General features: G+C 39.1%; 11 protein-coding genes and 3 pseudogenes. 4 read left to right on the top strand and 10 right to left on the bottom strand.

All coding sequences use genetic code 11. From position 1 onward, the window contains the following. Positions 1-28: 28 nt before the first annotated feature. The 4 genes and pseudogenes from L655_RS0124645 to L655_RS0124630 form a co-directional block, all read right to left on the bottom strand. A complete protein-coding gene (locus tag L655_RS0124645) occupies positions 29-997 on the bottom strand; it encodes an IS30 family transposase (protein ID WP_024604033.1) in 969 nt (322 codons plus the stop codon). An 83-nt stretch (positions 998-1,080) separates the two neighbouring features. After that, entirely contained in the window at positions 1,081-2,235 is a 1,155-nt protein-coding gene (locus tag L655_RS0124640) for a tyrosine-type recombinase/integrase (RefSeq protein WP_029752419.1), read from the bottom strand. A gap of 89 nt (positions 2,236-2,324) precedes the next feature. Next, a pseudogene (gene bcp, locus L655_RS0124635) lies at positions 2,325-2,669 on the bottom strand (thioredoxin-dependent thiol peroxidase); the annotation flags it as partial. An 11-nt stretch (positions 2,670-2,680) separates the two neighbouring features. Then, the gene (locus L655_RS0124630) at positions 2,681-3,214 is read right to left on the bottom strand and encodes an ACT domain-containing protein (RefSeq protein ID WP_024606592.1); all 534 of its coding nucleotides are present in this window, start codon (positions 3,212-3,214) and stop codon (positions 2,681-2,683) included. Between the two features lie 359 nt (positions 3,215-3,573). Between L655_RS0124630 and bamC the strand changes: the two genes are divergently transcribed. Both bamC and L655_RS01000000126175 read left to right on the top strand, forming a co-directional pair. After that, positions 3,574-4,635, top strand: a complete 1,062-nt coding sequence (bamC, locus tag L655_RS0124620) for an outer membrane protein assembly factor BamC (protein ID WP_024606590.1) — start codon at positions 3,574-3,576, stop codon at positions 4,633-4,635. 66 nt (positions 4,636-4,701) lie between these two features. Continuing rightward, positions 4,702-6,074: pseudogene (locus L655_RS01000000126175) on the top strand (YjiH family protein). Positions 6,075-6,126: 52 nt separating this feature from the next. On the opposite strand, the gene L655_RS1000000127355 reads toward L655_RS01000000126175, so the two are convergent. Together L655_RS1000000127355 and L655_RS0124605 are read right to left on the bottom strand one after the other, a co-directional pair. Next, positions 6,127-6,273 (bottom strand): DUF2897 family protein, encoded by a 147-nt coding sequence (locus L655_RS1000000127355; protein ID WP_076915315.1) that lies wholly within the window; start codon positions 6,271-6,273, stop codon positions 6,127-6,129. Between the two features lie 107 nt (positions 6,274-6,380). Beyond that, positions 6,381-6,917: an acyloxyacyl hydrolase gene (locus L655_RS0124605; protein ID WP_024606589.1), complete on the bottom strand. Its 537-nt coding sequence runs from the start codon at positions 6,915-6,917 to the stop codon at positions 6,381-6,383. Between the two features lie 245 nt (positions 6,918-7,162). On the opposite strand from L655_RS0124605, the gene L655_RS0124600 reads away from it, so the two are divergent. After that, positions 7,163-7,756 carry an ABC transporter substrate-binding protein gene (locus L655_RS0124600; protein ID WP_024606588.1) on the top strand — a complete coding sequence of 198 codons (594 nt, stop codon included), beginning with the start codon at positions 7,163-7,165 and terminating at the stop codon, positions 7,754-7,756. A 357-nt stretch (positions 7,757-8,113) separates the two neighbouring features. Next, positions 8,114-9,451 (top strand): ankyrin repeat domain-containing protein, encoded by a 1,338-nt coding sequence (locus L655_RS0124595; RefSeq protein ID WP_024606587.1) that lies wholly within the window; start codon positions 8,114-8,116, stop codon positions 9,449-9,451. Positions 9,452-9,531: 80 nt separating this feature from the next. Here L655_RS0124595 and L655_RS0124590 read toward each other — a convergent pair whose 3' ends face one another. From L655_RS0124590 to L655_RS01000000126170, 4 genes and pseudogenes are all read right to left on the bottom strand, one after another. Next, the gene (locus L655_RS0124590) at positions 9,532-9,975 is read right to left on the bottom strand and encodes a DUF2069 domain-containing protein (protein WP_024606586.1); all 444 of its coding nucleotides are present in this window, start codon (positions 9,973-9,975) and stop codon (positions 9,532-9,534) included. Continuing rightward, entirely contained in the window at positions 9,972-10,526 is a 555-nt protein-coding gene (gene wrbA / locus L655_RS0124585) for an NAD(P)H:quinone oxidoreductase (RefSeq protein WP_002961459.1), read from the bottom strand. Before wrbA ends, L655_RS0124590 begins: the two co-directional genes overlap by 4 nt. After that, positions 10,526-10,873 (bottom strand): arsenate reductase (glutaredoxin), encoded by a 348-nt coding sequence (gene arsC, locus L655_RS0124580; RefSeq protein ID WP_024595681.1) that lies wholly within the window; start codon positions 10,871-10,873, stop codon positions 10,526-10,528. The genes wrbA and arsC overlap by 1 nt, the downstream gene beginning before the upstream one ends. A gap of 53 nt (positions 10,874-10,926) precedes the next feature. Then, positions 10,927-12,353 (bottom strand): annotated as a pseudogene (locus tag L655_RS01000000126170) (M48 family metalloprotease).

The following is a 12,353-nucleotide window of genomic DNA, read 5'->3' as shown; positions in this document are numbered from 1 at the left end:
ACTTGAATTCAAGTATTAAGTGCAATCATTATGCAGCCACCAGAACTTCTGATTGCCCCGTAAATAATTCATGAGGGGTTTTATACCCTCTTGTTTTTCTTGGCCGATGGTTGAGCTTATCAACTGCCGCCTGTATCTCTGCTTCACTTAGCGCCATAAAGTCAGTTCCCTTGGGGAAGAAGCGTCTAAGTAAGCCGTTGGTATTCTCATTTATGCCCCGCTCCCATGATGAATAGGGATGAGCGAAATACACATCAGCTTCTAATGCTTGTGCAACATGCTCATGGTGAGCAAACTCTTTTCCATTATCTAACGTCACGGTAATAACCTTACCTTTATATGGTGTCATACACTTGATCAGCGCATCGGCTGTTATTTTCGCATGCTTGCTTTCAATTCTGTGAACGACTGTATATAACGTTTTACGTTCAACCATTGTGACAAGCGCATTTTTACGCCCTTTACCTATCACTGTATCGCCCTCCCAATCACCAATCCTAGACTTTGAATCCACAATACTTGGGCGTTCATCAATGCTGACTCGATTAACTATCTGTCCACGTTTATCATAGCTTCCATAGCGTTTTTTATACTTTTTACATGCACGAGTGAGTGTCTTATGTAGCTTGCCACCACGAGCCTTGTCTCTGTAAATATATTGATAAATTGTTTCATGATGTAAAACGACCTGTTTCTCTAAAGCTAAGCGGCCTGCCACTTGCTCAGGGGAAAGTCCGTCATGCAACAATTTATTAATCCAGTGAGTGACGTCCTCTGTTAACTTACTTGCTTTGAAAGATGACTTACGTCTTTGTTCAGCAAAGTTATTGGCTTGGTTAGGCCGATAGCCTTTAAGTCCTTTATTGCGTTTTAGCTCTCTAGAAATAGATGACGGTGAACGAGTTAGTTCTTCAGCTATCTGCTTTTGGTTATTTCCTGCTTTTATTAACGCGTAAATCTGGTATCTTTCTTCTTGTGTCAGCTGTTTATATTTCATTAAAGCAATTTCCTTTGGCGAGAAAATGGCCGAATTATAACAGCTGGCCATCTAATCTGAGAAATTGCACTTATTATCCGAATTTAGGTTATAATAAATCTACGCAAATTACTAAAATGTTTTTCAAGAGTTTTTTCAGAATATACTCCGCCTTTATTAGATAGAAAAAGGAAACCTGAATTATCTGTATTTTCCGAATCTATAAGGTTTTTGTGCTTCGATACATTATATATTCGCTTTTTACTAAACTTATAAATTTCAAGTTCTTCATAAATATCAATGGGGACTTCTATTATTCGGGGCTTATTGAACTTAGTTTCAGTAATCTTAATAGGAATAGCATCTAATTCTGAAGCATCTATTTTACCAATCTGAACTTCTGGGAAGTGACATAACTCACTTATACGAAGTCCTGTTTTAATTGCAAGTCTAAACATCAATGAAAATATTGATGGTAAATTTTTGATATTATTATAAAACAAGGATTGGTGTTCAAAAGTCATTGGTTTAAGTTTTTTATGGGGTGGTGTTGAATCAGCACGAGGGAATATTTTCATGATGTTTGACATATCAATTTGACGAGGCCTGTTTGACTTAGTATGTGCCAGCATGTCGTGCTGATTTTCTCTGTAATCAGTTCCCATATTTACTTTTGAAAAATGTGTTACGACGTTTTCCTGATCATGTTTGATATAATCATGCATTTGCAGCCATTTATAAAAACCAATTACCGAGTTTACATAGCTTTTTGCTGTGCTGAGAGCAAAAGCTTTATTTTCTTCTGAACTTCTATGGCGAGTGTTTAAAAGTAAGAATTCTGCGAAGCGCCAAGGGGCTCCTTCTTCCTCATATTTACTCAAACTTTTATAAGTAAGACATTCAGGTGGTGTTATATTGCCATTAACATCATTTCTTTCATAATGTGTGCTATCAAGAAAGCGAGAGTAAGCAAGCAGAGCTTTGGCAATACTATTAGTGTCCTTGATTTTGCCTTGACCACTTAATCTTGACACAAGATAAAGTGACTGCGGATAAACAATAGTTCCGTCAGGAGCTAAAATGATTTTTGTTTTTTTATAGCGTGATTTTAGTTTTGAGAGTTCAAGAGTAGGGGATATGATGATTTCAGATGTTTCTTCGTTTACTTGTTCTGTAAATTTAACTTTAGCTAAGGTATCAACTTCTATTTCTAATAATCTAAAGTCTTCTTCGTTTACTCCAGTTTGAGTTTTTGACATAACACACCTTTGATATTATCTATTCAAATTAATTACAATTTATCATAGAAAGTCATCAAGGTTTCTTATCATATATTTTAATCAGGGGTAAACTTTTTGTAGCCCCATACACCAAATGCTTCTGCAATGGCGTGGTCTTCGTCGGCTAATAAATCGAAATTAAGCTCTTTTTTAGTTTCAAAGTTTTTAAGGCGCTTAATTGGGTCTGGGCTAATACCTACAACGCGGGTGTTAAATTTAGCAAGCTGTGCTTGCTCATCGCGTAGGTTTTCGGCTTGTACAGTACAACCCGGCGTTGACGCTTTTGGGTAAAAGTACACAAGCACTTGTTGCTCTTTTAACAGCTCGCTTAATGTTACTGTTTCGTCGTTTTGGTTTTGTAGGCTAAAAGCGGGTGCAGTATCGCCAGCTTGTAATGGACTAATTGTGTTCATGTTTAGCATCCTTAACGAATTCGTTTAAAAATATAATCTACGTTTAGTGTGTGAGAAAGGCTCTCAAAACTAATTTTAAATTGATCTATATCTACATCAACCGGAATATTAAACTCAATTTCACAGCGCATTTTTGTATCAGCTTGCTCATCGAACGTGTCTGATTTTAACGAGCAAATGCTGATATTGCTGTCGGCAAAAAAGCGCGTTACTTTGCTCAATGTGCCAGGGGTGTCTATGCCAGTGTATTCAAGCGTGTAACCTGCACAAAACTCGCTAGGAGTATGACTTGCTGTACGCTTCATCATGGTTAGTAGGCCAAGTTCCATGGCTTTAGTAGGCAGTACGTGCTCTATACGGCTTATTGCCGACATGTCGCCGCTGAGTAGCATTATGAAGGTAAATTCGCAGCCTAAAATAGCAATACGGCTGTCAATAATGTTGCAGTGGCAGTCACTAACCAGTTGGGTTAGTTCACTTACAATACCGGGTCTGTCTTCGCCAATCGCTGTTAAAACAATTTGATGATTTGAAAATGCAGTCATGAGTTCAAATACCTTGTTACTTGGATTATATCAACCGAGTTGGCAACACCAAAAATACACACGAGAAGTTGCACGGCGGCGAAGTTTAACACAAAAAGGGCTCTAAACTACAGCACACGCTAATTAAGCACTTTTAAAGTGCGGTGTTTCTTGTTTTTACTGGCACGGGAAAGTACCATAGCTAAAATTTGCTTATTTGCGCTTAGTTTTATTGCTAAGTAGAAGTGCTGAACTTTATTGCATTTAGGCAGCCAAATAATAAATGTAAAGTTAATATTGATTTTACACTGAACCAAATCGGCATTACCCACTCATATATTTGTTAAAACAATTAAAGGGTATGCTAAGGAGAAATATCTGTGCAGTATTGGATCCCAAAAGCACTTGCAGTAAGTGTATTGGTAAGTTTATCAGGGTGTAGTGTATTTATTAATAAGGCACATGACGAACGTAACTATCGTACGCATGAGCCTGTAAAAGCACCAACGTCGTTATCTCAACCAGCTCAAGACCCAGTTTATAAAATGGATGTAGGTCAATACGACAACAATCCTGAAGCTACAAATTACCGCCCACCGGCACAAGTATTAACAATTGCTAAAGGCAGTTGGGTAGAAGAGACAGATAAACAAGCGCGTATTTATTTTGATAAAAACGATGGCATTGCTGATTTAGATGAATTTCTTTGGGACACGATTCAATCAGTCCTCGCTGATAACAATGCAGGAACCACTAAAGAAGACAAGCTACTAGGTACTATTGAAACTGATTGGTACTCAATCATTAAAACCGAAGAAGGTTTTTGGTGGTGGGGCGATGAAGTTAACGATGACTTAGAAAAATTTAGATTCACTATTGAAGAAAAGTCACATCAGCGTACTGCGTCTTTACGTGTAGAGCTGATAGATTTTAAAGGCGACCATACACTTACTGATTTGTTAAAGCAGCAGCTAGAAGTACGTGCGCTTAACCAAGTAGTGAGCGAGTTTGATTACCGTTACCGTCAACTTGAAGTTGATATGCGTAAACGCCAAGGTATTATTTCTCTTGAAATGGGCTTTGATAATAAAGGTAATGCAGCACTTGTAACTGAGCAATCTTACGACGCTGTGTTTGATCGTTTCTCTGGGTTTTTAGAGCGTTTGTCGTTCTCTATTGTTGAAATTAACCCAGATACGGGCTTAATTACTGCAGATTATACTAAACCAGAAACAAGCGTTTGGGATTCAATTTGGGGTGATGACGTAGCTCAACTACCTATTGATGAAGGCCAATACCAAATTTTAGTAAGTAAAACTAAAGAAGGCGGTACTAGCTTAACGTGGATGGATGATAAAGGCGAAACGCTTGAGCCAGGTACTATGAATGGTTTACAACAAGCATTAGAAGCAGCACTCATTCAGCGCGGCATTAAAATTTAAATAATAATAAGTTTTACCACAAAAAGAGCGCTATGCTCTTTTTGTGGTTTTTATAGGTTAAACAATATGTCTCAGCTACCTGAACGTTCACACTATACGTGGCGCACTTGGTTTACTTTTTTGGTTCCTTCGTTAATTGGTGTGTTTTTATTTATGACACCCATTAGTACTTCGCAAGGGATGACCATTCCTATTGCCGTTATGGCAAAAGCGGTTCAAGCAATGATGCTTGGCTCTGCTCAAGCAATTATTACCCTCATTATTTGTATTACAGGGGTTATTTCTGTAATTACTAAAGTGTTTAAACCCGCCGCTATATGTAACTCACCTTTGTTAAAGCATTTATTTGATGTGAGCTGGACATGGCTGGTGGTACGCTTATTTGGTATGGCGTTTGGTTTAATGACGTACTTAAGCCTAGGCAGCGAGATGATTACCTCGGCCAATACTGGCGCGCTGGTATTAAATGACTTATTGCCTGTGTTGTTTTCGGTATTTATTTTAGCGGGCTTATTACTGCCGCTATTAATTAACTTTGGTCTATTAGAGCTTGCTGGTACGTTAATGACCAAAGTAATGCGCCCTGTATTTGGTGTACCAGGTAGAAGCGCGGTTGACTGTACTGCATCGTGGTTAGGTGATGGCAGTGTGGGTATTTTGATGACTGCAAGGCAGTACGATCAAAAGCACTATACACAACGCGAAGCGGCTATTATTGGTACTACGTTTTCAGCGGTTTCAATTACATTTAGTTTAGTGGTGCTTGGGCAAGTTAAACTTGAATACCTATTTGCACCGTTTTACGCAACGGTATGTTTAGCCGGTATTGTTGCCGCTATTATTGTGCCGCGATTACCGCCACTGCGCTTTAAAAAAGATTTACTTATTGATGGCACTGAGCCAGATAGAGACGCTGAAACAATTCCGGGTCATAAAACTTTATTTGGCCATTCGTTAGATGTTGCATTAGCTAAAGCCGATAACTCAACGGGTGTTAAAGGCACTATAAAAGAGGGCGTACATAACGCGCTTGATATGGTGTTTGGTGTGTTACCGGTAGTAATGGCGGTAGGCACATTTGCACTGATCATTGCTGAGCATACGCCTATATTTCAGTATTTAGGTATGCCGTTTGTGCCATTTTTAGAGCTATTGCAAGTACCCGAAGCAGNGCCGCAGCGTCGCAAACTATTATGGTTGGTTTTGCTGATATGTTTATTCCGTCAATATTAGCAGCAGGGACTATCGAAAGTGATGTAACGCGCTTTATTATTGCCGCAATGAGTGTAACTCAGCTTATTTATATGTCTGAGGTAGGTGCACTTTTACTTGGCAGTAAAATACCGGTAAATATTTTAGAGCTATTTATTATATTTATTTTGCGAACGCTAATTACTTTACCTGTTATTGCGCTAATGGCGCATTGGCTAGTAGGCTAAATTAGCAAAAATATATTTAGCGAATTGGTATTATTGAAAAAGCCCTGATTGATCAGGGCTTTTTTGTGTCTGTTGTATTTTTTATATTGGCGTTGGGCTTTTTAAACTCCTGTTTTGCAGAGAGTCTAATCAGCGCAATATTACCAATGATAATGGCAAAAACAACAGCGACAGTAATTACAATATGCCAAGTTTGCATCGCAGTATCACCTAATCTTTAGTACGTTTAAGTGTGACCGCTTTGCGCTATAACAGCAATTAAATTACTCAAAATACAATCAATAACTTTAAACACAATCAATAACGTTAAAAACGTCTCGCTACCGAAAGCGTTAAAAAGTTAAGCCCGGGGTTTGGCTCTTTAAAGCCAGCGTTTGAATAGTGAATAACGCGAAGGGCAACATTGGTGTGGCCAAAATCGGCTACAAGGCCTATGCGGTCTTCAAACTGGTAGTGAGTACTTATGTTTTTTCCAGCAAATTGCGTTTCATCAATCAGTGATACACCAATGCCTGCTTCTACATAAAATGGGGTATTGTTAAAACTAAAAGCAGGAAATTGCAGCACAGGTGACATAGCAAGTACTAGGTTTGATTGTGTTTCATCGCCGTGGCGGTATTCCCACATGTTTACGCTGGTTTCAAAGTAAAAGCGTGCATCACCAATAATGTTTTGCATACCAGGTGCATGATACTGATACGCAAGCTTAACGCCATTTACGTTACCTTCGCCTTTGAGAAGGTCAACGGCATAACCTTGGCTCGATTGAGCAAAAGCAAGTTTGCCAAAAAGTGAAACTACTAATACAAAAGAGATAATAAGTGTTTTAAGTGACGTTTTCATAGGTGCCAAATGCTTCTTTGATTTAAGTTGATAACTAAATGATAAGGGCGGCCTGTTAACAATTACAATGAGGACAAAATGCCGGTTGTATATGAGCTGTTAATGGAGTTTTCTAACTGCTTGAATTTATTTCATTTATTTGATTGGTGCTAATTGGGCATTAATAAGTTGCTTATTTGTGCCTTTTTTATTGCGTATGGTTCGCGTAAATTACAGCCATCTTAATCACACAGACATATACAATTATGAAACTCTTTAAACTATTCGTTTTAGCCACTGCTTTTTTTAGCAGTTCGTTATTTGCACAAGCTCAGCAATCACCAGATCAGTTACTTGAATCGGTAGCCGACAAGCTTTTTGCAGATATTGGCCAAGTAAACTCAAAAGGGACAGCCAGCAAAGAAGCAATGGCTGCCATTGTTGAAAAACGTTTAATGCCACATATTGATGTTAAGTTTGTGTCGTTTAAATTATTAGGTAAACACATTAAAGGCATAGAGCGCGAACAAGCAGTGCAGTTTATAGATGCAGTAGAGCATTACTTAACAGGCACATACGCTGGTGCACTAATGAAGTACACGGGTCAAAAAGTAGTATTTGAGCGTAATAACGCAAAAAGTGACTCTGAATACGCAACAGTTAATACGCAAATTATTGAGCCAAATGCGCCTACTATCGACTTAAGCTTTAAGCTTCGTTTAGGTAAAAACAATGAGTGGAAAGTATACGATATTGTTGCTGAAGGCATTTCACTATTAAGTGCTAAACAAAAAGAGATTATTCAACGCATTTCTGATGTGGGTTTAGAGCAAGTTATTAGCGAGTTAAAAAGTAAATAGACTATTTGTCTGGCTCTGATTAAGCCCAACTCCAACCTCAAAAACGGCCAATTACTTATGTACTCGGCCGTTTTTATATTTTTGCTAAGGACAATACCAATCCACAGTAATACTTAATCATTTAGAACAACTAAATAACGAAATTTTTGCCTTGCTATCACACGGTTTTCTACCTCAAAATAAATCACTTAATTAAGCGAATTGGTATAATCCTAAAGGATTGTTGTTATTGCGTAATTTTGCGCTAGCAGCAAAACAAAGGTGTGCTAGAATATCGGCACTTTGATTAAGCGTGGTGTCAGCTTAAAACTGATATAACTTACCACCCCCAAGCCACACTGGAGTTGTGTTGTTTTAATGGAAAATGTACTGATTTGGCCAAAGGAATACCCATTACTTATTAAAGGACTGGTAGAACAAAACGGTGCCTTTATTTTAGATGCTTTGGAAGCTTGGCCTGCTTGTCGTTCTACAAATGAAGACGATGGTGTATGCACCACCGTGCTGCCACCTATTTATTATTTGGCATGGCTAACCCCGCTGGAGCCATTTGAAGAATGTTACTTTCAACATATCTCTGAATATGACGAAGACGCACAAGCGTATATTAGTGCGGTTAAAAGCCATTACTACGATAATGAATACACCCCTGAAAGCTTAGTGCTTATGCTGTGCCAGCGCCTTGAGAAATACGCAAGCGTGGCTGCACAAAATACCATAGATACGCCACTGTCTTTAGTTGATTTATTTTTTAGTAAACGCTATTTCACCTTAATTGAGCATGCGTTAAATAATAAAAGTAAACTCTCGGCAAAGGACACATTAGCGCTTTGGAAAGAAGTTGATTTTAGAGAGCGCCTAAGTGCGTTTATTCCAGAGTCTATTGCTGATTTAGATACTCTCTCTGAACTTGCCAGCGAAAAAGTAGCTGCGGGTAAAGACTATTTTACGCTGCTTACGCAGGTTTCTCCTGATGTTGACTCTGTTGTATTGCTAGAAAAAGCTTTGCTTACTCATTTACGTAAAAAAACAGCTAAGCAAACAATGGCTATGCGTTTTATTGAACAAGGCGCTACAGGTGTGCTTGCTGATGAAAACAATAAAACAGCTTTTATGTGGGCGGCCGAAAAAGGCTTTGTAAATGTGGTTGAAACGCTACTTGCAAAGCAAGACAAAAAAGCGACAGATAACTTAGGTAATACTGCACTTCATTATGCTGTGTTTGCTAAAAATGAGTCGTTAATGGTGCTGCTTATTAAAGCCGGATACGATTTTAGAGCACGTAATAAAGAAGGTTTAAGCTGTTACCGTTTAGCGGTGAGTATTAAAGCTAATAACTTAGTTAAATGTTTAGAGCGTGACTTTGGTATTAAAGAACTTTCGCCAGAAGGGCAGTTCGATCGCATTAAAAAAGTGCATGTGCTACATGCTATTGTGACTATATTGCTGCCTTTACAGTTGTTTTTCTTTTTTGATGAAACCCTCTCAATTAAAAGTGAGCTGACGCTGGGTTTAACTATGACTGCAGTGATTTGTTTTTTCTTTGCGACCACTTTAAAACGCTGTGCGCTATATCCACATATTAAACACCCTTGGGGTTTGTTTGTGCTTAGAGGCTTTTCGTTTATTAGCTTAATTGCTCAAATAGGGTTGGCGAGTATTGTGGTGCTAGCTGCCTTGAACGATTTAGTTTAGCTAGTTTTAAACAATTAATAAAAAACGCGCTTAAAGTAATTTAAGCGCGTTTTTTTGTATATAGCGTTTATGGTTAAGCCTTATTTACCGTGCTCATTTGCTGCTTTTTCTTCAGCTAATTCTTCTTTAAGCTTACGGATTTTTAAACCTTGTTCTTGTCCGCGGTGTCTTGCGTAGTAAGTACAACCAATAAACATTGAAGAGGCAAACACAAGCTCTAACAACACCCAAATTAATTCATCTGGTGCTGCCCACAGCATGGTAAGACCGTGGATAAAATAAAGCATTACAATAAAGTTAGCCCACGCATAGGTGTATGTGTTGTCTTGAATTATGCCTCTTAGCGGCAGCAGTAAAGGAATGATAGGAAAAAACAATGACACCCAACTAGTATTACCGTCTAGAGGGGGTACAAAATACATCCACAAAGGAATCAGAATAAGTAAGCCAACATAGCCAAATAGTGCTGCACGTTGAAATTTTACCGTAATCGGCTTTTTAGCTGGATTGTCAGCTGTAGTCATTTAAGTTTTCTCGCAATGTGAGTAAGGCGTTTACCAACGCTTTGGCATATTTTAATTTCGTCTTTGCTTAGCTGTGCACTGTTAGCGCTGCCAGCGACGTGTGTTGCACCGTATGGTGTTCCACCGGTTTGTGTTGCAAGTAGTTCGGGCACATCATATGGCACGCCCATAAGCATCATACCGTGGTGTAATAGTGGCAAAGATAAGTTAAGTAAAGTTGCTTCATTTCCACCATGCATACTACTTGATGACGAAAATACACACGCTGGCTTATCGATTAATTGGCCTTTTAGCCACAAGTCGCTGGTGGTTTCCCAAAAGCTTTTTGCTTGAGAGGCCATCATGCCAAATCGAGTTGGTGTACCAAATGCTAAACCATCGCAATTTATTAAATCATCTTTGGTGATCACAATATCGTGCGCATTTTTAGCCACAAAGGTGCGAAGTAGTGCACTAGCACCTTGTTGCTCTATCGACTCTGCTATCTCGTGAGCCATTGCTTCAACTGAGCCATGGCTTGAGTGATAAAGCACCACAATGGTTGCACTCATTATAAAACGCTTAGTACGTTTTCTGGTGGACGACCAATCGCTGCTTTATTGTTATTAACTACGATAGGGCGTTCAATCAATTTTGGGTATTTGACCATAGCGTTAATAAGTGCATCCTCATTTGTTTCATCTTTCAAATTAAGCGCTTTGTAGTCATCTTCTTTTGTGCGCATCATTTCACGTACGGATGAAAAACCAAGTTGGATTACAAGCGTTGAAATTTGCTCGTGAGTAAGAGGGGTTTTTAAATACTCTACAACACTTGGCTCTATCGCTTTACTTTGCAGTAGCGCTAGCGTTTCGCGTGATTTAGAACAACGTGGGTTGTGGTAAATAGTAACAGACATAAAATGATTCCAAAGTGTGAATTGCGTCTATTTTAGGGTAAGCGCTTGCAGACTTAAAGTCTTGCAAGCTCTTTTTGTAAAAGTCGATACTGGGTAAGTAGTGCTTTTAAACGTTGTTGCTTTACAAGTTCGGTTGGCTCTACGAAGTTAAGTGCTTTTTGTACTTCGTCTGCGGCTTTTAAATAAGCACCGTATTGAGCCAATACATCGGCGTTCGCTTCGTGATATGAGGCTAATTTATCTTGTTTTTTATACGCATCAGCAAGGAGTTGTTTACCTAAGTTGTGGTCGGGCTTTTCGAGTAAAAAACTCTTCAAAATATTTTCGGCTAGTTCATATTGCTCAGCTTCAAGTGCTGCGTTGGCATAGTTGAGCGTAATTACCTGATTATTAGGGCGATACTGATTTAAATCGGCTAAAAATTTTACGGCTTCATCTGCCTTTTTTTGCGCGATGAGTAAGTCGGTATGGGTATCTATATAAAATAGGTTTTTAGGATCGTTTTTTAAAAGCTCGTCTAGTATTGGGGCTGCTTCATCAAGCTTTTTTTGATCAAGTAAGCTAATAGCTAAACCGTACTTTAAAGCGGTGTTATCGTAGCTATTTTCGCGTAGTCGTTTTCTAAATAGGTCTTCGGCGTTTTCTGGTTTGTTGTCGTAGCGCGCAAGCACGCGGCTTTTAGCTAAATTAAACTCAAGACTGGCACTCATATGACGCACAGGAAATTGCTCTGCACGCAAACGCACATCTGATACTCGGCTCTCTGGTAATGGGTGAGTAAGTAAAAACGCAGGTGGTTTATATTTATAACGAATTTGCGCGGCAAGTTTAGTTAAAAATTCGCTCGATGCACGGGCATCAAAGCCTGCATTGTTAAGCGTTTGCATGCCTATGCGGTCAGCTTCTTGCTCGGCTGAGCGACTATGCGTTAACTGACTAAAAGCAGATTGTGTTTGGCTGGCAGATATAATCGCAATACCCGCGTCGGGTGCAACAACGGTTGCTAATATACCTGCAATCATACCGGCAATAGTCAGCGCGCTGTTATCTTGTTGTTGCTGTATTCTTCGTGCTAAGTGGCGCTGTGTTACGTGAGCAATTTCGTGACCAAGCACTGAGGCAAACTGGCTCTCGTTATCGGCTTNCCGCCATAAAAGGCGAAGGCATTTATTTCTGAGTTATTTATCCAAAAAAACGAAAACGGAAAGCGCACGTCATTAGCATTAGCAACGAGTTTACGGCCAATAGTTGTGAGGTATTCATCAAGCACTGGGTCATTTATTACTGGTGATGAGCCTCGTATTTGCATCATCATTACTTCGCCAATGGCTTGTTCTTTTTCGAGTGGCAGTGCTTGTAATGCAGATGTTCCTAAATCAGGAAGCGTAAAGTTCGTTTGCGCTTTTAAAGGTTCGCTTATTAATAAGCTAAACGTAAGCGCAGCACTGCATAAAGTGATAAATGCTGATTTTAGCTGCAT

It is taken from the genome of Pseudoalteromonas sp. TAE79 (assembly GCF_000498015.1).
GTDB lineage: Bacteria > Pseudomonadota > Gammaproteobacteria > Enterobacterales > Alteromonadaceae > Pseudoalteromonas.
This window is presented reverse-complemented; position numbering and strand designations above follow the sequence as displayed.

Coding starts and splice junctions, on each gene's coding strand:
- wrbA (WP_002961459.1), bottom strand. CDS start 10,526: ATGAGTGCAACCATTGTGGTGCTTTATCACTCAAGCCATGGCTCAGTT.
- L655_RS0124630 (WP_024606592.1), bottom strand. CDS start 3,214: ATGACTGCATTTTCAAATCATCAAATTGTTTTAACAGCGATTGGCGAA.
- L655_RS0124640 (WP_029752419.1), bottom strand. CDS start 2,235: ATGTCAAAAACTCAAACTGGAGTAAACGAAGAAGACTTTAGATTATTA.
- L655_RS0124645 (WP_024604033.1), bottom strand. CDS start 997: ATGAAATATAAACAGCTGACACAAGAAGAAAGATACCAGATTTACGCG.
- L655_RS0124605 (WP_024606589.1), bottom strand. CDS start 6,917: ATGAAAACGTCACTTAAAACACTTATTATCTCTTTTGTATTAGTAGTT.
- L655_RS0124600 (WP_024606588.1), top strand. CDS start 7,163: ATGAAACTCTTTAAACTATTCGTTTTAGCCACTGCTTTTTTTAGCAGT.
- L655_RS1000000127355 (WP_076915315.1), bottom strand. CDS start 6,273: ATGCAAACTTGGCATATTGTAATTACTGTCGCTGTTGTTTTTGCCATT.
- L655_RS0124595 (WP_024606587.1), top strand. CDS start 8,114: ATGGAAAATGTACTGATTTGGCCAAAGGAATACCCATTACTTATTAAA.
- L655_RS0124590 (WP_024606586.1), bottom strand. CDS start 9,975: ATGACTACAGCTGACAATCCAGCTAAAAAGCCGATTACGGTAAAATTT.
- arsC (WP_024595681.1), bottom strand. CDS start 10,873: ATGTCTGTTACTATTTACCACAACCCACGTTGTTCTAAATCACGCGAA.